At 62.8% G+C, this 24,129-nt stretch carries 19 protein-coding genes; 12 read left to right on the forward strand and 7 right to left on the reverse strand.

All coding sequences use genetic code 11. From position 1 onward, the window contains the following. Positions 1 to 70 precede the first annotated feature (70 nt). Genes A7Q26_RS06935 through glgX form a run of 5 tightly spaced genes read left to right on the forward strand, consistent with a single transcriptional unit; the run spans position 71 to position 9,368 of the window. Positions 71 to 2,539: a glycogen/starch/alpha-glucan phosphorylase gene (locus A7Q26_RS06935; RefSeq protein WP_066858572.1), complete on the forward strand. Its 2,469-nt coding sequence runs from the start codon at positions 71 to 73 to the stop codon at positions 2,537 to 2,539. Positions 2,540 to 2,558: 19 nt separating this feature from the next. Continuing rightward, positions 2,559 to 4,718 (forward strand): 1,4-alpha-glucan branching protein GlgB, encoded by a 2,160-nt coding sequence (gene glgB / locus A7Q26_RS06940; protein WP_066858575.1) that lies wholly within the window; start codon positions 2,559 to 2,561, stop codon positions 4,716 to 4,718. Between the two features lie 50 nt (positions 4,719 to 4,768). Next, the gene (gene glgC / locus A7Q26_RS06945; protein ID WP_066858578.1) at positions 4,769 to 6,028 is read left to right on the forward strand and encodes a glucose-1-phosphate adenylyltransferase; all 1,260 of its coding nucleotides are present in this window, start codon (positions 4,769 to 4,771) and stop codon (positions 6,026 to 6,028) included. Positions 6,029 to 6,042: 14 nt separating this feature from the next. Beyond that, positions 6,043 to 7,491, forward strand: a complete 1,449-nt coding sequence (gene glgA / locus A7Q26_RS06950) for a glycogen synthase GlgA (protein ID WP_066858581.1) — start codon at positions 6,043 to 6,045, stop codon at positions 7,489 to 7,491. Continuing rightward, entirely contained in the window at positions 7,488 to 9,368 is a 1,881-nt protein-coding gene (gene glgX, locus A7Q26_RS06955; protein WP_066858584.1) for a glycogen debranching protein GlgX, read from the forward strand. Before glgA ends, glgX begins: the two co-directional genes overlap by 4 nt. Here glgX and A7Q26_RS06960 read toward each other — a convergent pair. Beyond that, positions 9,349 to 9,918: an NUDIX domain-containing protein gene (locus tag A7Q26_RS06960; protein WP_066858587.1), complete on the reverse strand. Its 570-nt coding sequence runs from the start codon at positions 9,916 to 9,918 to the stop codon at positions 9,349 to 9,351. The two genes, glgX and A7Q26_RS06960, sit on opposite strands and share 20 nt — an antisense overlap. A gap of 614 nt (positions 9,919 to 10,532) precedes the next feature. Here A7Q26_RS06960 and rfbF point away from each other — a divergent pair. From rfbF to A7Q26_RS06990, 6 genes are read left to right on the forward strand one after another with little or no spacing between them, the layout of a single operon-like run. Beyond that, positions 10,533 to 11,348 (forward strand): glucose-1-phosphate cytidylyltransferase, encoded by an 816-nt coding sequence (rfbF, locus tag A7Q26_RS06965; protein WP_066858590.1) that lies wholly within the window; start codon positions 10,533 to 10,535, stop codon positions 11,346 to 11,348. Next, the gene (gene rfbG, locus A7Q26_RS06970; RefSeq protein ID WP_066858593.1) at positions 11,341 to 12,489 is read left to right on the forward strand and encodes a CDP-glucose 4,6-dehydratase; all 1,149 of its coding nucleotides are present in this window, start codon (positions 11,341 to 11,343) and stop codon (positions 12,487 to 12,489) included. Before rfbF ends, rfbG begins: the two co-directional genes overlap by 8 nt. After that, positions 12,486 to 13,697 (forward strand): DegT/DnrJ/EryC1/StrS family aminotransferase, encoded by a 1,212-nt coding sequence (locus A7Q26_RS06975; RefSeq protein WP_066858596.1) that lies wholly within the window; start codon positions 12,486 to 12,488, stop codon positions 13,695 to 13,697. Before rfbG ends, A7Q26_RS06975 begins: the two co-directional genes overlap by 4 nt. 26 nt (positions 13,698 to 13,723) lie before the next feature. Beyond that, entirely contained in the window at positions 13,724 to 14,944 is a 1,221-nt protein-coding gene (locus A7Q26_RS06980; protein WP_066858599.1) for a class I SAM-dependent methyltransferase, read from the forward strand. Between the two features lie 16 nt (positions 14,945 to 14,960). Then, positions 14,961 to 15,902 (forward strand): NAD-dependent epimerase/dehydratase family protein, encoded by a 942-nt coding sequence (locus tag A7Q26_RS06985; RefSeq protein ID WP_066858602.1) that lies wholly within the window; start codon positions 14,961 to 14,963, stop codon positions 15,900 to 15,902. Then, positions 15,899 to 16,897: a glycosyltransferase family 2 protein gene (locus tag A7Q26_RS06990; RefSeq protein ID WP_066858683.1), complete on the forward strand. Its 999-nt coding sequence runs from the start codon at positions 15,899 to 15,901 to the stop codon at positions 16,895 to 16,897. Before A7Q26_RS06985 ends, A7Q26_RS06990 begins: the two co-directional genes overlap by 4 nt. A 29-nt stretch (positions 16,898 to 16,926) precedes the next feature. On the opposite strand, the gene A7Q26_RS06995 is transcribed toward A7Q26_RS06990, so the two are convergent. Beyond that, on the reverse strand, positions 16,927 to 18,534 hold the full coding sequence (locus A7Q26_RS06995) for a hypothetical protein (protein ID WP_066858605.1): 1,608 nt from the start codon (positions 18,532 to 18,534) through the stop codon (positions 16,927 to 16,929). A 171-nt stretch (positions 18,535 to 18,705) separates the two neighbouring features. On the opposite strand from A7Q26_RS06995, the gene A7Q26_RS07000 reads away from it, so the two are divergent. After that, positions 18,706 to 19,551: a hypothetical protein gene (locus tag A7Q26_RS07000; protein ID WP_066858608.1), complete on the forward strand. Its 846-nt coding sequence runs from the start codon at positions 18,706 to 18,708 to the stop codon at positions 19,549 to 19,551. A gap of 475 nt (positions 19,552 to 20,026) precedes the next feature. Here A7Q26_RS07000 and A7Q26_RS07005 read toward each other — a convergent pair whose 3' ends face one another. The 5 genes from A7Q26_RS07005 to A7Q26_RS07025 all read right to left on the reverse strand — a co-directional run bounded on the left by A7Q26_RS07005 (position 20,027) and on the right by A7Q26_RS07025 (position 24,119). Then, positions 20,027 to 21,220 (reverse strand): outer membrane beta-barrel protein, encoded by a 1,194-nt coding sequence (locus A7Q26_RS07005; RefSeq protein WP_157102475.1) that lies wholly within the window; start codon positions 21,218 to 21,220, stop codon positions 20,027 to 20,029. A gap of 81 nt (positions 21,221 to 21,301) precedes the next feature. Next, the gene (locus A7Q26_RS07010) at positions 21,302 to 21,862 is read right to left on the reverse strand and encodes a polysaccharide biosynthesis/export family protein (RefSeq protein ID WP_232313708.1); all 561 of its coding nucleotides are present in this window, start codon (positions 21,860 to 21,862) and stop codon (positions 21,302 to 21,304) included. 120 nt (positions 21,863 to 21,982) lie between these two features. Beyond that, on the reverse strand, positions 21,983 to 22,612 hold the full coding sequence (locus A7Q26_RS07015; RefSeq protein ID WP_198162862.1) for a hypothetical protein: 630 nt from the start codon (positions 22,610 to 22,612) through the stop codon (positions 21,983 to 21,985). Between the two features lie 410 nt (positions 22,613 to 23,022). Further along, entirely contained in the window at positions 23,023 to 23,160 is a 138-nt protein-coding gene (locus A7Q26_RS25060) for a hypothetical protein (protein WP_157102476.1), read from the reverse strand. 119 nt (positions 23,161 to 23,279) lie between these two features. Continuing rightward, the gene (locus A7Q26_RS07025; protein ID WP_066858623.1) at positions 23,280 to 24,119 is read right to left on the reverse strand and encodes a sulfotransferase family protein; all 840 of its coding nucleotides are present in this window, start codon (positions 24,117 to 24,119) and stop codon (positions 23,280 to 23,282) included. Positions 24,120 to 24,129 lie beyond the last annotated feature (10 nt).

The raw sequence follows: 24,129 nt of genomic DNA on the forward strand, positions 1-24,129 counted from the left end.
AAAATGGCGATGGCGCGGGGCTGGAGCCTGTGCCATCATCCATGGTGACTCAGCAGGGGACCGCCGCGCCATGAACCTCAAGGGCCAGACCAAGCTTCCCAAACCCGCGCCGCGTCAGGTCGATCCGCATGTGCTGGCGCATGAGATTGTCGAGCGGCTGACCTATCGCATCGGCAAGAATGCCACGGCCGCCAAGCCGCACGACTGGCTGCACGCCGTGATCCTTGCGATCCGCGACCGGGTGATCGACGCCTGGATCGATTCCACGCAGAAAACTTATGAAGAACAGGGGCGACGGGTCTATTATCTGAGCCTCGAATTCCTGATCGGTCGGCTGATGCGCGACGCGGCGTCCAATATGGAAATGCTGGACGATCTTCAGGCCGCGCTTGATTCCCTGGGGGTGGACATCGACCTGATCGCCGCACTGGAGCCGGATGCGGCGCTGGGCAACGGTGGCCTGGGGCGGCTGGCAGCCTGCTTCATGGAAAGCATGGCGACAGTGGACGTGCCGGCCTATGGCTATGGTATCCGCTATGTGAACGGCATGTTCCGGCAGGAGATCAGTGACGGCTGGCAGGTCGAACTGCCCGAAAACTGGCTGGCGCACGGCAACCCGTGGGAGTTCGAGCGGCGCGAGGCGAGTTACGAGGTCGGCTTCGGCGGAAGGGTCGATCCGGCCGAGGATGAGGATGCCGGCCCGCACCAGATGCACTGGAAGCCGAGCGAGCGGGTGATCGCGACGCCTTATGACACGCCGATCGCCGGCTGGCGCGGGAAGAGGGTCAACACGCTGCGCCTGTGGGAAGCGCAGCCGATCGATCCGATCCTGCTCGACAAGTTCAATGCCGGCGATCATCTGGGGGCGTTGTCCGAAAGCAACCGGGCCGAGGCACTGACGCGCGTCCTCTATCCCGCCGACAGTTCGCCAGCTGGGCAGGAATTGCGGCTGCGTCAGGAATATTTCTTCTCCTCCGCATCGTTGCAGGACATCGTTCGGCGGCATATCCAATATTTCGGCAGCATCCAGACCCTGCCCGACAAGGCGGCGATCCAGCTCAACGACACCCACCCGGCGGTAGCAGTCGCGGAACTGATGCGGATGCTGCTCGACGACCATGGGCTGGATTTCGACGAGGCTTGGGACATAACCCGGCGCACGTTCAGCTACACCAATCACACATTGTTGCCAGAAGCGCTCGAAAGCTGGCCGGTGCCGCTGTTCGAACGGCTGCTGCCCCGGCACATGCAGATCGTCTATGCCGTGAACAGCCGGTTGCTGGCGGAGGCGCGGCGGTCGGGCCAGTTCGACGATGGTGCGATCGGCGCCATATCCTTGATTGACGAGCATGGTGGCCGTCGCGTTCGCATGGGCAATCTGGCCTTTGCGGGGTCGCACAGCGTCAATGGCGTGTCGGCGCTGCATACCGACCTGATGAAAGTCACGGTCTTTGCCGACCTGCACAAACTCTATCCGGCGCGGATCAACAACAAGACCAATGGTGTGACCTTCCGCCGCTGGCTCATGCAGTGCAACCATGGGCTGTTCATGCTTGTCCGCGAGGCGATCGGCGACCGGTTCATGGATGATCCCGAAGCACTGCGCGATCTTGACGCCTTCGCCGACGACAAGGGCTTTCAGGAAAAATTCTTAGCGGTAAAGCGCGCCAACAAGGCGGCCCTGTCCGACCTGTTGCGCAAGCGCGTAAATGCCCGCATCGATCCGGCCGCGCTGTTCGACATCCAGATCAAGCGTATCCATGAATATAAGCGCCAACTCCTCAACATCGTGGAGGCGGTGTCGCTCTACGACCAGATCCGGTCACATCCGGAAAAGGACTGGGTGCCACGCGTCAAGCTGTTCGGCGGCAAGGCGGCGTCAAGCTACCATAATGCCAAGCTGATCATCAAACTGGCCAATGACGTGGCCCGCGCGGTCAATTATGATCCAGCGGTCCAGGGGCTGCTGAAGGTCCAGTTCGTGCCCAACTACAATGTCTCCATGGCGGAGATGATGATCCCCGCCGCCGACCTGTCCGAACAGATTTCGACCGCCGGCATGGAAGCCTCCGGTACGGGCAACATGAAATTCGCGGTGAATGGCGCCCTGACGATCGGCACGCTGGACGGTGCGAATGTCGAAATGCGCGATCATGTCGGCGCGGAAAATATCGTCATTTTCGGCCTGACCGCTCAGGAAGTGAACGACCGGCGCGCCCAGGGCTATGTTCCGCGCGAGGTGATCGGGCAGAGCCGTGAACTTTGCCAGGCGCTGGACGCGATCGCCAGCGGGGTGTTCTCGCCCGACGACCCGGACCGTTACAAGGCGCTGATCCAAGGCATTTACGACCATGACTGGTTCATGGTCGCGGCCGATTTCGACAGCTATTCCGCCGCCCAGCGCGATGTCGACCGGCTTTGGACGGACCAGGGGCTCTGGGCGAAGAAGGCAATTCACAATGTCGCGCGTATGGGCTGGTTCTCGTCGGACCGCACCATCCGCGAATATGCCGCCGACATCTGGAAGATCGACGCATGACGGAGGCGCGGACGCGGGTGTGCTGACGCAGGAGCAGATTGACCGATTGATCCACGGCCGCGAGGACGACCCCTTTGCTACGCTGGGCGTTCATCCGGCACAAAAGGGCTTCACGGCGTGCGTCCTGTTGCCGCAAGCAGTCCGAGTCACCGCGCAGACTTTGGCGGGAAAGGCAGTCGGCGCGTTGGAGCGCATCCATCCCGACGGGCTTTTCTTCGGCAGGGTATCAGTGCGCAAGCGCCAGCCGTTGCGCTATGTCGCCCACTATGACGATGGCGGCGACTATGCGCTGATCGATCCCTATGGTTTTGGCCCGGTGCTGGGTCCGATGGACGATCATTATTTCGCCGAAGGATCGCACGGCCGGCTGTTTGACAAGCTGGGGGCCCATGTGATCGCGCATGAAGGCGCTACGGGCACGCATTTCGCGGTGTGGGCGCCCAATGCGAAGCGGGTGTCTGTCGTGGGCGACTTCAACCGCTGGGATGGTCGCCGTGGCCTGATGCGGCGTCGCGCGGATGCGGGCGTCTGGGAAATCTTCCTGCCTGACGTCGGGCCGGGCAGCGCGTATAAATATGAGATCATCGGCGCCGATGGCGTCATGCTGCCGCTCAAGTCCGATCCTTTCGCCTTCAAGTCGGAGTTACGCCCATCGACCGCGTCGATCGTCGCAGCGCCGCTGGATCATGTGTGGGGCGATGACGATCATGGCGATCATTGGCGCAAGGCTGACCCGCGCCGGGAACCGATTTCGATCTACGAAGTCCATGCAGGTTCCTGGCAACGCGACGAGCAGGGCGAATTCCTCAGCTGGGACGAACTGGCGAAGCGTCTGATCCCCTATGTCGTCGGCATGGGCTTCACCCACATCGAGTTCCTGCCGATCAGCGAATATCCCTATGATCCGAGCTGGGGTTATCAGACGCTGGGCCTCTACGCTCCGACGGCGCGCTTCGGTGATCCCGCCGGCTTCGCTCGCTTCGTGGACGGGGCCCATCGGGCGGGTGTGGGCGTCCTGCTCGACTGGGTGCCGGCGCATTTCCCGACCGACGAACATGGCCTCGCCAATTTCGACGGCACCGCGCTCTATGAACATGCCGATCCACGCAAGGGATTCCACCCCGACTGGAATACCGCCATTTACAATTTCGGCCGGCGCGAAGTGGCGCAGTTCCTGATCAACAACGCCCTGTTCTGGGCGGAGCGCTATCATGTCGATGGCCTGCGCGTAGATGCGGTCGCCTCGATGCTGTATCTCGACTATTCGCGCAAGGCCGGGGAGTGGGTGCCCAACGACCATGGCGGGCGCGAGAATGTGGAGGCCGTCGCCTTCCTCCAGCAGATGAACAAGGCGCTTTACGGCACCCATGCCGGCGTGATGACCATTGCGGAGGAATCGACCAGTTGGCCCGGCGTCTCGAAACCGGTTCACGGTGGCGGACTGGGCTTCGGTTTCAAATGGAATATGGGCTTCATGCACGATACGTTGCGCTATCTGGAGCGCGACCCGGTGCATCGCGCGCATCATCATGACGACATCACCTTCGGCCTCATGTATGCGTTCAGCGAGAATTTCGTGCTGGCGCTCAGCCATGACGAAGTCGTGCACGGCAAGGCTTCGCTGCTGCACAAGATGGCGGGCGACGACTGGCAGAAATTTGCGACTTTGCGCGCCTATTATGGCCTGATGTGGGGCTATCCGGGCAAGAAGCTTCTATTCATGGGGCAGGAATTCGCTCAGCGGGCTGAGTGGAACGAGGCTGCGGCGCTCGACTGGCACTTGCTGGACCATGCGCCGCATCGGGGGGTGCAGCAGTTGCTGGGCGATCTCAACCGCCTGTACCGTAGCCGGGCCGCTCTGCACGCGCGCGATTGCGAAGCGGAAGGGTTCGAATGGGTGCTGGTAGACGCGGCGGCGGATTCGGTGTTCGCCTGGGTGCGTCGCGCGCCGGGCGCCATGCCAATCGTCGTCATCAGCCATTTCACCCCTGTGATGCGGCACGCCTATCGGATGCGGCTGCCATCGGGGGGACGCTGGCGAGAGATATTGAACAGTGATGCAGCCGACTATGGCGGCAGCGGCGCTGGCAATATGGGGGCGGTCAGGGCCGACGAGGAAGGCTGGGCGAACATCACCATCCCGCCCTTCGCAACCTTGATGCTGGAACTGGATTATTGAACACCGACGGGCGCGTGCAGGCGACGAGCGGGCAGATAAGGAGAGGCCCAATGCAGACAAAATATCAGCCGATCGCACGCGACGCCATGGCCTATGTTCTGGCCGGGGGGCGCGGCAGTCGGCTGGCTGAACTGACGGACAGGCGCGCCAAGCCGGCCGTCCATTTCGGCGGCAAGGCGCGGATCATCGACTTCGCCCTGTCCAATGCGCTCAACAGCGGCATTCGCCGCATCGGCGTGGCGACCCAATATAAGGCGCATTCGCTGATCCGGCATCTGCAACGTGGCTGGAATTTCCTGCGGCCCGAGCGCAACGAGAGTTTCGATATATTGCCGGCCAGCCAGCGCATTTCCGAAAGCCAGTGGTATGAGGGCACGGCGGACGCCGTGTTCCAGAATATCGACATCATCGAAAGCTACGCGCCCGAATATATGGTCATCCTGGCGGGCGACCATGTCTACAAGATGGACTATGAACTGATGCTCCAGCAGCATGTCGATAGTGGCGCGGACGTCACCGTCGGCTGCCTGGAGGTGCCCCGCAAGGAGGCGAGCGGCTTCGGCGTCATGCATGTCGATGAAAATGACATCATCACCGACTTTGTCGAAAAGCCGAAAAATCCGCCCGCCATTCCGGGCCAGCCCGACATGGCGCTCGCGTCGATGGGCATTTATGTCTTTCGCACCCGCTTCCTGATCGCGCAGCTTTTGCGCGATGCCGACGAGAAGGACAGCAAGCGCGATTTTGGCGGCGACATCATCCCCTACATCGTCAAGCACGGGAAAGCCGTGGCGCACCGCTTTTCCAGCAGCTGCGTGCGTGCGGAAAGCGAACTGGTCCCCTATTGGCGCGACGTCGGGACGATCGACGCATATTGGCAGGCCAATATCGACTTGACCGACGTCGTCCCCTCGCTCGACCTCTATGACCGCAGCTGGCCGCTATGGACCTATTCGGAGGTCACGCCGCCCGCCAAGTTCGTGCATAATGAGGATGGCCGGCGCGGTTCTGCGACCTCTTCACTGGTCGCGGGCGGCTGCATCGTCTCCGGCTCCTCCCTGCACCGCAGCCTGCTCTTTTCCGGCGTGCGGACGCACAGCTTTTCGTCCGTCACCGAAAGCATCATCATGCCCGACTGCGAGATCGGTCGCGGCGCGCGGCTGCACAAATGCGTCGTCGACTCCGGCATCGTTATTCCCCCAGGCCTCATCATCGGCGAACATCCTGAGCATGATTCGCAGCGTTTTCGCCGTACCGACAATGGCGTCTGCCTGGTGACGCAGCCAATGATCGACCGGCTGGTCGGCTGACAGGGGACGACATCGTGTCGATGAAACTGCTGTCGGTCGCGTCCGAAATCTATCCGCTCATCAAGACTGGCGGGCTTGCCGATGTCGTTGGCGCGTTGCCCGGCGCGTTGGAGGCGGAGGGTGTCGTCACCCGGACGCTGGTTCCTGGCTATCCCTCTGTCATCGCCCGGCTTGGCAAGGCGAAGGTGGTGCGTCGCTATGATGCGCTGTTCGGCGCGCCAGCGACGGTCCTTGCCGCCAGCGTCGGCGGTCTGGACCTGCTGGTGCTGGACGCGCCTTCCTTCTTCGCGCGGGAGGGCGGGCCCTATGGTGACCATGGCGGCAATGACTGGACCGACAATTGGCGCCGCTTCGCCGCCCTGTCGCGAGTCGGGGCGGACATTGCCGAAGGCGCGCTCAAGGGGTGGCGGCCGGACATCGTGCATGTGCATGACTGGCAGGCGGCGATGACCGCAGCCTATATGCGCTTCGGCGCGGCCCATGCGGTGCCCAAGATCGTGACGATCCACAACTTGGCATTTCAGGGGCGGTTCGGGGCGGATGTCTTCGCCGGCCTGGGCCTGCCGCCCGAAGCCTGGGGCGTCGATGGAGTCGAATATTATGGCGGCATTGGCTATCTGAAGGCAGGGCTGGTGTCTGCCGAGGCGATCACGACCGTCAGCCCCACCTATGCGCAGGAAATCCGGTCCCCGGTTCATGGCATGGGGCTGGACGGCCTGATCAATGGGCGGGTCGACCGGCTGCATGGCATATTGAACGGGGTCGATACCGACATCTGGAACCCCGCTGACGATCCCTTGATCGCCAGGAGTTATGGCGCTCGGGCGTTGTCTGCCCGAGCCGTGAACCGCCGCGCGCTCGAAAATCGTTTCGGACTGGAGCAGGATGGCGCGCCGCTATTCATCATCGTCAGCCGCCTGACCTGGCAGAAGGGAATGGACCTGATGATCGGCGCGATCGACCATCTGATCGGGTTGGGCGGCAAGCTGGCGCTTCTTGGATCGGGCGACCATCCGCTGGAAGGCGCCTTCCTGGGCGCCGCCGACCGATATCGCGGGCGGGTGGGCGTGCAGATCGGCTATGACGAGCCGCTGTCCCACCTGATGCAGGCGGGCGGCGACGCCATCCTTATCCCTTCGCGCTTCGAACCCTGCGGCCTCACCCAGTTATACGGGTTGCGCTATGGCTGCCTGCCGGTCGTGGCGCGCGTTGGTGGCCTTGCTGATACGGTGATCGACGCCAATGAAGCGGCGGTGAGCGCAGGCGCGGCCACGGGCGTCATGTTCGCGCCGTCAGATCCGCTGGCGCTCCATGGCGCGATCGCGCGGACAATCGAACTGCACCGCGACAAGCCCGTTTGGCAGGCGATGCAGCGCGCCGCGATGCGCAGCGACGTGTCCTGGCGGCATAGCGCAACGCGTTATGCCGCGCTCTACCGGATGCTGCTGGCGGAAGCGGTGTGACCGTGCGGCCGGGCGCGCCTCAGCTGTCATCGGCAGGCGCACGCTTTGCCGTCTGGTCGCCCGATGCGTCGCAGCTCTGGCTCTGCCTGTTCGATCGCGAAGATCGGGAAGTCAGGCTGCCGATGGTTCGCCAAGGCGACGGTCTGTGGCGTATCGATGCACCGGGGGTTGGCGCGGGCGCCCGCTATGGCCTTCGTGCAGATGGCCCTTATGATCCCAATGCGGGCTTCTGGTTCGATCCAGACAAACTGCTACTCGATCCTTATGCGACCGCTATAGACCGCGCGTTCGTCTATGATCCGGCGCTCGCCGCGCCGCGCGGGCAGGGCAGGGACACCGCGCCGCTAATGTCGAAGGGCGTGCTGGAGTCGCCTTTACCACGACTGGCGAGACAACCGCCGCGTTTCACCCCGGGTGGGCTGATCTACGAACTCCATGTGCGCGGTTTCACCATGCTGCAGCCCGACGTGCCGGAGGAACAGCGCGGAACCATTGCCGCACTCGCCGATCCCGCGGTCATCGCGCACCTCAAGGCGCTGCGTGTCTCCGCCGTGGAACTGATGCCGATCAACGCCTGGATCGACGAGCGCCATCTGGGCCCGCTCGGCCTCACCAACTATTGGGGCTATAATCCGGTCAGCTGGTTCGCGATCGACCCGCGCCTGGCGCCGGGCGGCCTTGCCGACTTGCGGGCTACGGTGACGGCGCTGCATCAGGCGGGGATCGGCGTAATCATCGACATGGTCTATAATCACGACGGCGAAAGCGACATCTCCGGGCCGACGCTTTCATTGCGTGGGCTCGATGCACGCGGCTATTTCCGGCACGAGCCGGACGGTCGGCTGATCAACGACACCGGTACAGGTAACAGCATCGCCTGCAATGCGCCGCTCGTCCGTGCGCTGATCCTGGACTCGCTGCGCCATTTCGTGACCGAGGCCGGGGTGGATGGTTTCCGTTTCGATCTGGGGCCGGCGCTGGGCCGGCTGCCGGACGGTTTCGATCCCCGCGCGCCGCTGCTGGAGGACATGCGCGCCGATCCGGTGCTGGCCGACCGGGTGATGATCGCCGAACCATGGGATATCGGGCCGGGCGGCTATCAACTTGGCCGCTTTGGCGAAGGGTGGCTGGAGTGGAACGATCGCTATCGGGACGACGTGCGCCGCTTCTGGCGCGGGGATGCGTCGACGCTTGGCGCGCTGGCAACGCGACTGGCGGGATCATCGGATATTTTCAGGGAGGGCGAGACGCGCAGCGTGAACTTCCTCGCTGCGCATGACGGCTTCACCCTGGCGGACATGGTGGCTTATGCACATCGCCATAACGAAGCCAATGGCGAGCAGAATCGCGATGGTCATGGCGAGAATTTCAGCTGGAACAATGGAGTCGAGGGACCGAGCGAGGATGCCGCCGTGCAACTGGCGCGGCGGTGCGACATAAAGGCGCTGCTTGCCACGCTCTTCTGTTCCCGCGGGACGATCATGCTGACGGCGGGCGATGAATTCGGTCGCAGCCAGCAGGGGAACAATAATGCCTATGCCCAGGACAATGCGATCAGCTGGGTCGACTGGACCGGACGGGACACCGACCTGGAGGCCCATGCCTTCGCCCTTGCGGCGTTGCGCGGGTCCAGTCCGGAATTGCACGGGACGGCGCAACTCGCTGACGGAGACGTGGAGTGGCTGGACGAACGGGGACATGCGATGACCGTCGGCCAGTGGGAAGACCCGCAGCGCCGCCGGATCGCGCTGCGCCACCGGTCGAGCGGCTTTGCCGTCTGCATCAACGGAAGCGGCGAGGAATGCCGGTTCCTGTTGCCCGAAGGAGAGATGCTGGTTCCGCCCCGCGCCGTGGCCATCAGTCCACCGGCACGCTGAACAGGTCCGGCCGGCGCAGACGGAGCGCCATAAGCAGGATGGCGAGCTTGCCATCCGTCAGTTCCCGGCGCACCATCATGGTCCAGAGCGTGTCAAGAGAAGGTTCATGGACGGTGATATTCTCCTGCTCGTCGGGAAGACCACCGCCCGTTTCGATGCGGTCCTGCGCTCGGTACGCCGCCAGAAAATAGTCGATCCTCTCGGTAACGACGCTGGGTATGCTCCAGATCTGACCGACATGAACGAGATCGCCCAGGCGCACGCCCGCTTCCTCCATCGCTTCGCGGCGCGCGCATCGTTCCGCTTCCTCGTCGATCAGGCCGGCGATGGCCTCCATCATGTCGGGCAGGCCGGCCAAGGTCACGGGTGCGCGCGGCATGGAAACGGTCAGGGCGACACGCCGCTCCGGATCATAGGGCAGTACTGCGATGGCGGGACGCATTTCGACGACATGACGCTCGAACTCGTCGCCGCTTTCGGCGCGAACATGGGCCATGCGCAGGTTCAGCCAGTCTTCGTAGATCAGCCGTGTCGACAGGATTTTCGTCATGGGTTCTCCGGTTGCGGATGCGCCAGGCAAGTGGTCCGATTCTGACATTCGATAGCATTCGAAGCCAAGTTGCATTCGAATGCCAGACTCTTTCAGGGCCATTAGAAATTATGAATTCTAATGGATTTTACGATTTAGACATTTGCAGACCCATCCCAGGCGCCAAGGCGACGCAAATGTCAATCAATCCACCAGGACAGCAAGGGCCAAGGCCACGCGGTGAGCGATCACTACCAGGCCATTGTCCATGCCCTACCCAATCTGGCTAGTGCATGGCTGTTGGGACCATGTGCGATGATCCTTGGGATTAGGGGGGCTGTTGTCTGACCGGGCAGGATTGGACCAAGGCTTGCTTTTCCTGACCCGACCCGGGATTTCGAGGGCGAAATGCTGGAGCCCTGGAGGCGCGAGCAGGGGGATAAGCGGAAAATCCTGCGAAATAAGGCGTGCCTGTTCGATCTTGGGCAGCGGCACTGGCAGGGAGGCGTCTCCTTTAAGCAGTCGCCATACTCCGCTTGAGCGATGCGGTAACTCATCTGCCCAAATCGCTTCTCCCCGAACCTCGCCTACTGTGTCGCTGAGACGGAAAGCGTCGAGGGGCAAGGAGCACCGAGATGAAGATTGTGCTGTTGGCGGGCGGACTGGGATCGCGTCTCGCGGAAGAGACAGTTCGCGTCCCCAAACCCATGGTCGAGGTCGGCGGCAAGCCGATCATCCTCCATGTCATGGACATCTACGCACGTCATGGTTTTACCGACTTCGTCGTCGCGTGCGGTTACAAAATGATGCTGATGAAGAAGTTCTTCCACGACCTTCATTTCATGAACAATGACTTCACCATCAAGGTCGGAAACGGCCAGATCGCATTGCGACAATGCCGGTCGGTGGACTGGAACATATCAGTGGTGGATACAGGCGAACTGACCATGACCGGCGGTCGCCTGCTGCGCCTGCGCGAATGGCTGGAAAACGACACGTTCATGGTGACCTATTCCGATGGCGTGGGCGATGTCGATATCGGCAAGCTGCTGGAGTTTCACAAATCCCATGGCGGGTTGGCGACGGTGACCGCGGTTCAGCCGCCGGCGCGGTTCGGCAATCTGGAACTGGATGGTCCGCGCGTCGTAGAGTTCACCGAGAAGGTCCGCAAGCATGAAACCTGGATCAACGGCGGCTTCTTCATCTTCGAACCTGGCGTACTCGACTATCTGAGCGGCGATGAGGAACCGCTGGAGCAGGCGCCGCTGGCGCGGCTCGCGGCCGATGGCGAACTTTTCGCCTACAAACATACCGGCTTCTGGCATCCGATGGATACCGTCCGGGACCGCGATCACCTCAATCAGCTTTGTGCGGCCGCTTCGCCGCCGTGGCTCCCCAATGTGCAGCGGCCCGTCGCTTCCGCGTTTGAAAGGGTAAGCGCTGATGCCTGATCAGCGGTTCGACGAAGAGCGGCTGAGCCGTGCGCTCGCCGGTCGCAAGATTCTCTTGACCGGACATACCGGATTCAAGGGCGGCTGGCTTGCGTTGTGGCTCCGGCGGCTGGGCGCCGACACTACCGCGGTCGCACTACCCCCGTGCGACCGCGGACCCAGCTTGTTCAACGCCATCGGTGTCGATGGCCTGGTCGACCATCGCTTGTGCGACATACGCGATGAGGCGGCCTTCCTGCGCACGGTTGAGGACGTCAATCCCGATCTGGTAATCCATATGGCGGCGCAGGCGCTGGTCCGTCCTTCCTATGTGTCGCCGATCGAGACGTTCCAGACCAATGTCGTGGGCACGGCGGTTGTGCTGGATGCGGCAAGGCGTTTCCGATCGCTCAAGGGCGTCATCGTTGTGACGAGCGACAAATGTTACGAAAATCAGGGCTGGCACTGGGGATATCGCGAAACCGACCGGCTGGGCGGCGCCGATCCCTATAGCGCATCCAAGGGCTGTACCGAACTGGTGGTCGAAGCCTATCGCCATTCCTTTTTCCGCGAGTCTGACAGTCCCGTGCTGGCATCGGTCCGTGCGGGGAACGTCTTTGGCGGCGGCGACTGGAGCGTGGACCGGCTGGTGCCCGACATCATCCGCGCGGTTGAGGCGGGCAAGCCCGTCCAGATACGCAATCCCGCCAGCGTGCGTCCCTGGCAGCACGTACTTGAACCGCTGGCCGGCTATCTGATGCTGGCGGCCCGGATGGCCGACGGGGACCGCAGCGTAGAGGGCGCCTGGAATTTCGGGCCTGATGCCGAAGCGACCGTCGATGTGGCTACGCTTGCGGCGCTGGTCGAAACTGCGTGGGGCAAGGGCGCGCCGACCTTCATGTTCGGTGATCCGGGGCAGTCGCCCCCCGAAGCGGCGATCCTGCGCCTCGACAGCAGCAAGGCGCGCGAGAGGCTGGGCTGGCGGCCCCATCTGGCGCTCGCCGACGCTGTCGCGCTGACGGTGGAGTGGTATCGCGCTGCACTGGCGGGCCAGGCTGATCTTCGTCTGCTGAGCGAGCGGCAGATCGCCCGCTACGCGCTAGGCGTGCGTCCGGCGACGCCGCCGCAATTTGATCCGGTTTTTCGGGAGGCAGTCGCATGAGGGTGAATTACGGTCAGAGCGTTCATGGGGAAGAGGAGATCGATGCCGTCGTCTCCGTGCTGCGCGGTTCCACGCAGATGGGCGCGAATGTGCGCGACATGGAAGCACGCGTCGCCGCGCTGTTCGCCAAGCGACATGGGATCATGGTCAATTCCGGATCGTCGGCCAACTATCTTGCGGTCGAACTGCTTCGACTTCCGGCTGGCAGCGAGGTCATCACGCCCGCACTGACCTTTGCCACGACGGTGGCTCCGATCGTGCGTCATGGCCTGGTCCCGGCCTTCGTCGACGTGCGTGAGGGCACATATAATATCGACGAAGATCTGCTGGAGTCGATGATCACGTCGCGCACGCGGGCGATGATGATTCCTTCGCTGATCGGTAACCTGCCCGACTGGGACCGGCTGCGCGAAATCGCCGAATGGCATAATCTGATCCTGATCGAGGACAGCGCGGACACGCTGGGAGCGACTTTGCGTGGGACGCCCACCGGTGCGCGATCGCACATCAGCACGACCAGCTTCTATGGTTCGCATGTCATCAACGCGGCCGGCAATGGCGGCATGTTGTGCGTGAATGACGAGGCGTGGGACCGTCGCGGCCTGCTGCTGCGGTCTTGGGGTCGATCTTCGTCGATCTTCGTCGATTCCGAAGCGATCGAGCGCCGTTTCGACGTGACGCTGGGCGACATACCCTATGATGCCAAATTCCTGTTCGAGGAACTGGGCTATAATATGGAGCCGTCGGAAATGGGGGCGGCCTTCGGGCTGGTCCAGTTGAACAAGCTGGACAATAATATTGCCCTTCGCGAACATAACTTCGCCCGGCATCTGGCCTTCTTCTCGCAATATGAGGACTGGTTCGTGTTGCCGCGCCAGTTGCCCGAAGCGCGGACGGGCTGGCTCGCCTTTCCGCTTACCGTGCGTCCGAACGCGCCGTTCGACCGACGCGCGTTGCAGATCTGGTTCGAACAGGCCGACATTCAGACGCGCGTTGTCTTCACCGGTAACATCCTGCGGCAGCCGGCCATGGCGCAGATCAAGACGCATGTCACCGATGGAGGCTATCCCGTCGCCGACGCGGTCACGCGCGGGGGCATATTGCTGGCCTGCCACCACGGTCTGAGCGAGCCGCAGATCGACCATATCCACGAGACTTTTCGCAGCTTCGCCGAACGTCACGCCGCGCCTGCATGGAACGCGGCCTAACCCATCATCTAGCGGGAGGAATTTTCATGGACCGTCTTCAGCATTGTCGCGCCTGCCTGGCGCCCAGCCCCTATCTCTTCTTGCCGATGGGCCAGCATCCGCCGGCCAATATGTTCGTCCGGCCCGAGGAGCATGGCGAAATGCAGCCGGCTTTCGCGCTCAATACCGAAGTCTGCCTGAACTGCGGCCTGATCGAGATTGCCGACCAGATCCCGGCCGACTTCTTCCGCCATTATCTCTATGTCCCGTCGAGCGCGACGACGATGCATCACCATTTCGACAAGCTGGCCGACATATTGGGCACGGCTGCCGACGGCGGGCTGGTTGTCGACATTGGCTGCAATGACGGCCTGCTGCTGGCGGCCTGCAACGCGCGTGGTCAGCAGACTCTGGGCATCGATCCGGCGGCAAACCTGGCGGATATCGCCGAGGAGCGCGGGGTGAAGGTGCATGTCGCCTATTTCGATCCCGACACTGCACTGGAAGTGCGCGACGCGCATGGCCCCGCCAAGGTGATCGTCACGACCAACACGTTCAACCATATTGGCGACCTGCATCGCTTCATGGAGGGCGTCACCCGGCTGCTGGCGGACGACGGCCACTTCATCGTGGAAGTGCCATGGGCGAAGGAACTGCTGGAGCGCAACGAGTTCGACACCGTCTATCAGGAACATGTGTCCGAATTCAGCCTGCTGTCCCTGCAGAAGCTGGGCGCCTTCTTTGATCTGGACGTGGTTGATGTGCATCGTATGCCCGTTCATGGCGGTTCGATGCGGGTCTTCTTCCGTCGGAACGGGCTGGCCGTGCCGAGCGAGGAAGTCCATGCCATGTTGCGCGAGGAGCGGGAGGCCGGGATGCTGGAGCCGGAAACCTACCAGCATTTCGCCGCGCGGATCGAGGCGATCCGGGTCCAGTTGCTCGACATGCTGAGTGAACTGAAGGCGGAAGGGAAGAAAATCGCGGGCTATGGCGCGCCGGCCAAGGGCAATACGCTGCTCAACTATTTCGGCATCGGGCCGGACGATCTGGATTTCCTGGTCGACCGCAACCCGCTGAAACAGGGCCTCTATTCGCCGGGCATGAAGATTCCGGTCCGCTCCCCCGACGCCATCGAGTCTGAAAATCCCGACATATTGATGGTGCTGGCCTGGAATTTCTTCGACGAGATCCGCGAGCAGCAGGCCGACTTTGTGGCGCGTGGCGGCAGGTTCCTGGTTCCGTTGCCCCAGCCCATGCTGGTCAACTGATCGTCCGGACCGAATCATGGCGCAACGCGTGCTCGTGACTGGAGGTGGGGGCTTTATCGGCTCCCATCTGGCGGCCGGGCATCTGGCGGCGGGCGACGAGGTACATATTCTCGTCCGCCCGCAGCACCAGTTGCGTTCGGACCGGCTCAGCCGTGCCATCGTCCATCGCGTCGCGTTGGCCGACGGAGGCGCGGTCGAGAGCTGCCTGCAATCGGTGCAGCCGACTTTGCTCTATCATCTGGGCACGGGCACCGGTCGCGGCGCACAACTGCCCGCACCCGAGGAATGGCCGGGGCTGGCGGATGATCTCATCAATCTGCTGGCGCTTCTGTCGGCTGCGTCCAGGGTCGATACGCTTCGCGTCTTCGTCCGCACCGGTTCGATCGCTGAATATGGCAATGCCGCCGAGTATCCGGATGAGGATGCGCGCGAAGAGCCGCTGGCTCCTTACACGCTGGCTTTGACGGCAGGCGCCCATTACGCGGCCGCGCTACGGTCGCAACTGCATTTCCCAGTGCTGACCGCAAGGCTGGGGCTGACCTATGGCGTCGGGCAATCGGAGGATTTCCTGTTGCCCTGGCTGATCCGACGTTGCCTGAACGGACAGGTAAGCGAGGTCCGTTCGCCGGACGCCCTGCGCGACATGCTGGCCGTGGCGGATTGCGTTGCCGGGCTTCGCGCGCTTGCGAGCAGCGACCTGCCCGGAGGGACGATCATCAATCTTTGCAGCGGCCAGTTATTGAGCGTGCGAACTATCGCGGAAACAGTGCTCGCCGCCACATCCGCGCCGGCCGGCTCGGTCCGCTATGGAGTACAGGCGTCGCAGTCGTCCGCAGTAAACCGGGTCGGCGCCAATCCTGCCCGAGCAGCCGAACTGCTGGGCTGGACCGCCGCCATATCGTTCGAGGAGGGCGTGAGATGCATGGTCGAGCAGATGCGCGCGCAGGCGGCGGCATGAACGACAGGACGCTCGTCTCGGTGGTCGTTCCGGCCTTCAACGAGGAGGCGACCGTTGAACGCGCCTATCGCGAGATTGCCGGTCTGTTCGACACGCTGCCTGATTATGCGCTTGAGTTGGTCTTTACGGACAATCACTCGACCGACCAGACCTTTCCGAAGCTGAAGGCGATCGCGGCCGTCGATCCGCGCGTGCGCGTCGTGCGCTTCTCCCGTAACAACGGCTATCAGCGATCCCTGCTGGTCGGCTATCAGCGTGCGCGGGGAGCCTGCGCCATCCAGATCGACTGCGATCTTCAGGATCCGCCGCAGCTCATTCCGCACATGCTGGACATGTGGCGGCAGGGGCATCAGGTCGTCTACGGCGTTCGCCGGAAGTTGCCCGATGGCCCTGCGGTCGCAGCCCTGCGCCGGGGATTTTACGCGGGCCTCAATGCACTGAGTGAGGATGACCTGCCGGTCAATGCCGGTGAGTTCCGATTGGTCGATGCCTGCGTTCTCGCGGAACTGCGCAAGGTTAATGACGCAACCCCCTATCTGCGCGGGCTAATCAGCGCCATGGGCTTTTCCCAGGTCGGCTTTCCCTATGACCGGGAAGCCCGGCAGGCGGGCGAAAGCAAGTTTCCGCTCAGCAAGATGATCAGCCTGGCGCTCGATGGCCTCCTCAACCACTCGCTCATACCGCTTCGGATCGCGTCGATGACGGGATTGGCCGTCGGCGTCTGCACTTTCCTGTTGACCCTTTTCTACCTGACCGGGCGGCTGGTGTTCGGCCAGCAATGGCCGGCGGGCTTTGCGACGACGACGATGCTGATCCTGATGGGGGTCACGCTCAACGCCATGTTCCTCGGTATAATCGGCGAATATCTGGGTCGCATCTTCCTGCAGGTGAAGGGATCGACAACGCCGATCGTGGAGGCGGAACTCAACTCCGCCATCCCCTCCGCCGCCGTTGACGATGGCGTGTTTTGTCAGGACCGGCGGATGCAGGGCTGAAGGATGCCGGATCGATCGGATAGCGCGGGTCAGTTCGACAGGTAGAGGCGGACCACCTCGCCATCTTCGGTCTTCTTGAGCGACATCGTGATGGCCTGATACCCATTCTGCTGCGCAAACCGTTCGAGTGGGGCGTCTGTGCCTCTTTCGATGCCGGTCATGATCGCGGCAGGCGACTGGCTGGCCAGCAGCGCGGGGATGGTGTCGGCCGTCACGAAATAGGTGAAATATCGGCGATGATCCTCCCGGATCCAGGGCGTCGCGCGATAGACGAACGGCCCCAGCGCGAAATGCGGATAGATGGGCAGGCCACCTTCCAGTGCATGAAGAGGAGACAGGGTTGCGACCGGACCATCTGCCGATCGCGCGCGGATGATCGTGGCGATCTCGCGCCCGTCGCGCGCTACGCGCAGCCCGGTCCATCCCGCCGGCTTCACCAAGCCCGTCAGGGACGGCAGCAACAGCGGGGCGCCAGTGACGCCGGTCAGCAGCAGGATGGAGACAATGAGCGGCTGGGCGAGCCTGCGTCCCTCCCCATCGAACGCGCCGAACACCAGTCCGATGAGAACGGCCAGGAATGGCAGCGCCGGCGTGAAATATTGCGGAAAGGAGGGGCTTGGCACGAAAGCGAGCAACGTGCCGAGCGCGGCGATGGCCGCCACGAGCAGGACCGGCCAGCGCAACAGCGGCGATCGTCGGGAGATGGCGATGGCCGCGAACGACAGCAAGGTCACGATCATCAGCATGGAGACGCCCGACAGCCACAGCCGATGCGCCAGCAGCAGCTTGTCGCCAATGGCGATCACCTTGGGATCGGCTGGATCGGCGTGGGTCGCCCAGTAGCCGAGCTGGGGCCCGCGTTGGAAATCCAGGACGTGGACGATAAAGCCCTTCATGTCCTCCAGCGCGTAGATGATCGTCGGCAGCCCACCGATCAATCCGCCCGCCAGCATCGGCAGCGCGATCAGCCGCAGCCGCTGGGCCAGTGGGATGCACGGCGGCGCGAGCAGCGCCGCCAGCCCGAAGGGCAGCAGAAGCAGGGCATAATTGGCCTTGAACCCTGCCGCGATGGCCAGCAGGACGCCGCTGGCGAAGGCGAGTGCTGCCGATGCTGGAACGCGGTCCGTCGCTCGCAGGAAGAGGTAGAGACCGAACAGGGCGAAGGGCACCGGCATGAAATTGTTGGTGGCCGCCATGCCCGTCGCGTTGAGGAACATGGGGTTGAGAAGCACGAATGCGACCATCAGGCTACCTACCAGCAGGCTGCGGACATAATCGCGCGCTAAGAGCAGCAGCGCGGCGATCGTCGCGATCCAGCAGGCAAAGACGATGAGGCGGCCGATCAGCAGATAATGGGTGTCGCCCAGCAAGGCGAAGGCGCCGGAAAAGAGCAGGGCGATATTCGGAAGATGGCTGAAGCCCAGATCCTGATACAGCGAATATCGGTCCATCAATATGCCCGCGGACACATAGAATTGTTCGTCATGCTGTAGGGGATAGGTCATGATCCGCGCGAACAGGGCCAGCACGCACAGGGCGAGCGCGGCGATGGCGCCATGCACGGCATAGGCGCTGAGCTTGGTCAGCCGCCCTTGCTGGCGAAATGCGACGTTCGAGCCAATGTCCATCGTCGTCATATCTGGTCATCCTGACAGCTTCTGCCTTCTGAATAGCGCAGCCACCCCGGGGCGGGACGTGGGCAGGAGAGGTACCTCCACGGCACTCCTGATCATCGCGTGCCGGAATGCTAGACCCGATCACGCGTGCGGCCAGATCGGTCGCCGTTCGATCAGGGAGGCGATTTAGCCGTGCATTGCGCCAGTTCCTTCTTTTCGGTCGCTCCGGATCGCATCAGCGCGCGGGACGAGGCGCGTTTCTTCGGGCTCCTCAAGACCGCCAACAACACGTTCAAGCGGACCGAGTCATCGCGTCTTGCCGGGATCGATTCCGCTTTGGTGGAGATGATGTCTCGACATGGCAGCCGGATCGGCACGGCGCTGGACCTGGGCATTTCATCGGGGGTGACGACGCTGGAATTGCTCGACCGCCTGCGCACGGCGGGGCATGATGTGCAACTGACCGGCACCGATCGATCGGTGCGGGCACGGCTCGTCACTCTGCCTTTCGGGTGCAGGGCGCTGGTCGAACCGAACGGGCATGTTCTGCAATATGAAGTGCTCGGCCAGGCCGTTCGCCCATGGGAGCGTCGTCTCGATCGCTGGACTGGAATGCACATTGTCCGCAGGTTGGTCGAGGGCCGGTTGCGCGAGCCCGCCATTGCCCAGGCCGCCGCCGGGCAGGGCACGGAAGTCGCGCTCATCAGCCCGCGGCTTCGTCATGCCGATGCCTTCCAGTGGCTGGAGGATGATATCACTCAACGCAGTCCAGCGATGCTCGGTCGCTTCGACTTGGTACGCGCAGCAAACCTCCTCAACCTGCATTATTTCGAACCTGACGTCCTTCGGCGGGCCATCGGCAATGCGATCGCCTATCTCAGCGGTCCGGGGGCGTGGTTCCTGGTTGTCCGCACGCACGGCCTGGCCGACCACCAAGGGACGCTGTTCCGCATGAAGGAAAATGGCGCCCTGACGATCATGGACCGATATGGATCAGGATCGGAAGTCGAACATATCGTGTTGGATATGGCCGGTTGAAGGACAGGCCCGCCATTTCGCTGCCGTTACCTTACCGCATCGAGCCCCGCGAGCCACATTTCTTGGGCGTGGTTCAAGAACTGCTCGAAACTGGCCCAGCCGTTTCCATCCTGGTCTGTGCACGCCACGGGAAGAGGTTAAGGCGCTCGCGCGCGCAAGGCGATGGACCCGACGCGCGTCGAGAACCTCGTTTTCGATCGGCCACGCCGAGGAGGCGACCATAGCCGACTGCGCGATGGTTGGATGATGATCTGACCGTCGTAGATGAGATTGCCCGGCTGATGTATCCGTTCCGCTCCGGTTGCAATGGGCGAAACGGCTATATCCTCCGCGCCGGGAAAGGTGACGCGCTAATCTGTCGGAACGGGGCTCGGCGCATGGGCGGCGGGTGGCAGAAACGGATGTCCCAGAATAGCGCCAGACCCCAGTCGTGACTCACCTTTTTTCAGGACTTTTTGTTCCATCGTCTTGATGCTCAGAAACCGGCGCGGACGCCGACTTGGAGGCGCGCGCGTGAAAACTCCTCGAACGGATCGTTCGACGTCCGCCGTCCATAGTCGACGCCGGTGAAGAGCGAGAACCGCCGGTTGACCAGATATTCCACCTCGACGCCGGCGCTGGCCGTGCTCAACCGGTCGGCGCCAATTCCTCGATACTGGGTACGCGTCCATCCGGCACGGCCGATAAGCAGAAGATTATGGCGCACCTCTTGCTGGAGGGTCCAGGCGATCCGCGTGTCGGTCCGGCCGGTCGCGCCTATGCGCGCGGTTGCAACGTCACCGCGGAAAAACTGGGCGGTCATCATGGTTCGTGGGCGCGGCGTCCAGGTGATGTCGCCGCTGAAGGCCAAGCCTGAATAACGATCGAGTTGACTGTCGTCCGGATCGAACCGGAATGCGCCGGCGCCGATCCTGCCGGTCAGCCGGCCGGTGACTTCGCGGCTGACGCCGGCAAGCAGGCCATAGGTGGTCGCGTCACGGTTGATGCCGCTGATGTCGACCGCGGTGCGGAAGTTGCGCCGGTTGACATAGGCTTCCACGAACAGGGCGAGAGGTGCGGCCGGACGCCAGATAGTGCGTGCCGAACCACGAAACATCGCAAAGTCGCGATCCTTCTCATTGGGATCGAGATAGTTCGATTTCTGGACACCCCCGGTCAAGTCAAGGCCGATCCTGCTACCCCTGAGACCATAGTTCAGTTCACCGGCCAGCACGTCGATCTTGCGCGGGCGCTGTAGCGCACTGGCACGCGCTTCGGGATCTCCGCGGCTTTCTATCGTCCGGTCGTAACGTAGTTCGGTCGACAGATTGTGCGCCCGGCTGAGCGCGAGCCGGGTGGAAGTTGCTGCACCAAAGCTGGTCGCATTTTCCCTCGTCAGATCGACAAAGCGCCGCGTTTGGGCGTAAACTTCACCGTGAATCTGGGCATTTGCGCCCTGCCAGTCAATTTGAACCTTGGGCTGGGCATAGACGACGATATCGTCGGTCCTATTTCGTAATGTCGCATAGACATTTGTATCGTACAGCGCGGAGAGATCGAGGTCGATCCGCACGTTGGTGGGACCAAGGCGGATCGGACGCCGTTCATAACCGAGGCGGGGCAGGTCGCGCGGCGATGCGCCACGCCGGACGTCCTGGGCCTGGCTGGCGCTGGCTCCAAAGATCGCCATCACCACAAGCGACGCGGCCCAGAGGATAGGCGACCGGCCTCTTTCGGCCCCGACGAATCGATCTTGCGACACGGCGGGCGCTCAGAACCAGGCTTCAGGGATGGTGATTGTGTCGCCGGGCATTATCGGCGAATCCGGGGCTAGCCGGACCTTGCCCTGGCTCGTGCCATTTTTCCGGTTGACCGCAGCCATGTTCTTGTTCGCGCGGAATGTATAGCCTCCCGCGATGGAAACCGCAGTCAGCAACGTCATGCCGGGAACATAGGCATATTGGCCGGGCTGTTGCACTTCGCCCAATATGTAGAAGGGCCGATATTTGTCGACCTGGACGCTGACGCTGGCATTGGGGGCAAGATTGCGGGCGCGCAGCAGCGCCGCGAGCGATCCCTCCAACTCCGGCGCAGACTTGCCGGCAACTTCCACCGTACTCAGCATGGGCAGCGATATCGTGCCGGCGTCGCTCACGAGATAGCTGCCGGCCATCATATCGAAGCCATACACGGCGATCTTGACTGAGTCGCCAGGTCCAAGCGTATAACGGTCGGATGCCGCGGCTGCGGCTACGGGCAGGTTCGAATAGGCATTCGTGCAGCCCGCAACGGGCAGCGCGATCAAGCCGATCAGCATATTACGGCGGTTCACGGCAGTTCCCCAGCTATGGTCGATTCCACTGACATGATGCTAGCCGTTCCAACCTGTCCGTAGGTGTACGCATCTGAGGCAGAATGGGCTTCATAAGGGCCTATACTTCCGAGACCCAAACTACCCTGAAATGAGTAGTCCGGCACGCGGGGGCGCTGCAGGGCGGGGCGCACGGGTGATCGCAATGCCGATCGCAAGGATCAGCGGCACGACCCAGCTGCGCGGATACACGTGCGGCGCGGCATTGGAAAAGATCAAGAACGGAACGAGCACCGCCAAGACGAGTGCGGCGGCATTGCGGTCTACGGGCAATGTGTTGAGCGCTATGGCCAGGGGCACGCAAAGAACGAGAAGCCACCCGGTCAGCGAAAGGAGACCGCCCTCGGTCCAGGCGAGCAGATACATGTTGTGGACTGGTGCTTTCTCAGCGCTCACAACGCGATATTGGTCTACTCTCAGGCCCACTATGGTTGTTTCGCCTGCCATGTCCCACGCTTCGCGGATCAGTGCCATCCGGGCGGTGAAGGTTCCTGCCTGACTGATGTCGCCCTGTTCGAGCGATGCTACCACGCGGTTCTGGAAGACGGTGGGCAGCGCCACGCCCGAAGAAGCAACCATGCCCGCCAAGGAGACGATAATGGCGAGCATGGTTGCGGACCGCATCCCCCAGTCGAGCAGCAGGAAGGTCAGTACCCCAGGGCCGCGCTCGTGAATCCAGTGAAGGAACCGGACAACAAAAGGCCCGAACATAGCAGCGCCAGGGCGGACAAGGTCATTACAGAGTGCAGCCGGCCTGTACGCGCGAGAAAGAAAATGAACGGCAATGTCGTCCCGATGATCGCCGCGTTCCAGTTGGCGTCGGCCATGAAGGCCGCAAATCGGTGGGCGCCGGTGATGAATTCGAAGTCAACCGCTTGGCCTCTTCATGAGAGCCGTCGGTGGCGTGATAGACGAGCGTCCCGAACAGGCCATCGTGGCAACCCCTGAGATCAGCGCTAGGGCGCACGTGACGAGGAATGAGCGTTGCTCCCGCAGCAGGAGTGAGGGAGAACCGCGAACGCGAAGCCATATTGGCCCGCGACGATGATCCAGCGGAGCGGATCGCCGTTGACGCTGCTGTCGACGAAAAACCCCAGCAGCAGCGCATTCAGGCCGGAAATTCACACGATCCACCATTCGCCTAGCGGACAAAGTGCCACGCCGCGCCCTGCCAACAGCAGCACGGCCGCGAGGCAGAAGAGCGCGTCGCTGAGGGTGAAGAGATAGGGCGGAACCACGCGCCAGGTGATGTAGGGCACCAGCGACACCGCCAGCACCAGCACCTATCCGGCCAAGCGAAGCATGGCATAATGATGGGGTGTACGATTTCGATCCTGCCACGCCGAGCCCCACTCCGCGAGCGCGGCGGGATAGGGCATCAGGCGGCCAGAGCGTGTCCGGCCCATCCCGACAGCGGTCGGTCCAGGATATGCGCCAGATCTTCGATATCCTGCTGATAGAAGTCGACAAGATAGCGCCGCACATCGTCGGGCAGCGGCGGATAGCGAACGGGGCGGGCAATCAGGTTGCGCGCGCCTTCGAACAGGGGATTGCCGCGCAGCGGCGCGACCATCCGCTTGATCGGTGAGGGCAAGCGGCGCAGCGCCAGGGGGACCAACGGCGAGGCGCCATCGTTGACCCGCGCTTCGAGATGCGCGGAATCGGGAAGTGGTGGCAGGCCGAGCGTTTGTAGCACGCCCGCAGTCACCCCGGCCGGATCGCGCTTGATATCCTCGTGCAGGATGATCTTGAGTTGCTCCCGGGGAAAATGGTCCAGGAAGCGGCGGATGTGTCTGCCATAAAGCCCGTCCTCCAGGAAACGGGATTCGATGGCCGTCCTCGAGTGGAGATGGCGCGCGACATCACCATCGACCTGTCCACGGCGGAACAACATGCAATAGTCGGAATAGGCGCGCTCGACCGGATTGCGCAACTGCGCGATCAACTGCACCGATGGCAGGAGCGCGGCGATCCGCGCCGGCGCATGAGGATGGGCGAGATAGTCGGCGGACTTTTCCGCTACCAACTGGCCTGGTCGGGCGTCCGCAAACAGCGACTGGTACCATTGTAGGCCCTTGTCGAAATCCCGGCTGAAATAATGCGGCTCGGGTCCGGGCATGAACATGTCGGGCCGGGTGCGAAGCTGCCGGGCGATCCACGTCGTCGCGGACTTTGCGGCGCCGATTACGATCATATTCGGAAGAGGCGCTTCGTTCATCTGGTCACTC

This window comes from Sphingobium sp. TCM1 (genome assembly GCF_001650725.1).
Classification (GTDB): domain Bacteria; phylum Pseudomonadota; class Alphaproteobacteria; order Sphingomonadales; family Sphingomonadaceae; genus Sphingobium.

Bases quoted from the DNA above. Each gene is read 5' to 3' on its own strand.
- A7Q26_RS06980 (WP_066858599.1), top strand. From the start codon at position 13,724: ATGGACCGTCTTCAGCATTGTCGCGCCTGCCTGGCGCCCAGCCCCTAT.
- A7Q26_RS06985 (WP_066858602.1), top strand. From the start codon at position 14,961: ATGGCGCAACGCGTGCTCGTGACTGGAGGTGGGGGCTTTATCGGCTCC.
- rfbG (WP_066858593.1), top strand. From the start codon at position 11,341: ATGCCTGATCAGCGGTTCGACGAAGAGCGGCTGAGCCGTGCGCTCGCC.
- A7Q26_RS07005 (WP_157102475.1), bottom strand. From the start codon at position 21,220: ATGGCGATCTTTGGAGCCAGCGCCAGCCAGGCCCAGGACGTCCGGCGT.
- A7Q26_RS06990 (WP_066858683.1), top strand. From the start codon at position 15,899: ATGAACGACAGGACGCTCGTCTCGGTGGTCGTTCCGGCCTTCAACGAG.
- A7Q26_RS06935 (WP_066858572.1), top strand. From the start codon at position 71: ATGAACCTCAAGGGCCAGACCAAGCTTCCCAAACCCGCGCCGCGTCAG.
- A7Q26_RS06975 (WP_066858596.1), top strand. From the start codon at position 12,486: ATGAGGGTGAATTACGGTCAGAGCGTTCATGGGGAAGAGGAGATCGAT.
- A7Q26_RS06995 (WP_066858605.1), bottom strand. From the start codon at position 18,534: ATGACGACGATGGACATTGGCTCGAACGTCGCATTTCGCCAGCAAGGG.
- A7Q26_RS07015 (WP_198162862.1), bottom strand. From the start codon at position 22,612: ATGTTCGGGCCTTTTGTTGTCCGGTTCCTTCACTGGATTCACGAGCGC.
- glgC (WP_066858578.1), top strand. From the start codon at position 4,769: ATGCAGACAAAATATCAGCCGATCGCACGCGACGCCATGGCCTATGTT.
- A7Q26_RS06960 (WP_066858587.1), bottom strand. From the start codon at position 9,918: ATGACGAAAATCCTGTCGACACGGCTGATCTACGAAGACTGGCTGAAC.
- A7Q26_RS07025 (WP_066858623.1), bottom strand. From the start codon at position 24,119: ATGAACGAAGCGCCTCTTCCGAATATGATCGTAATCGGCGCCGCAAAG.
- rfbF (WP_066858590.1), top strand. From the start codon at position 10,533: ATGAAGATTGTGCTGTTGGCGGGCGGACTGGGATCGCGTCTCGCGGAA.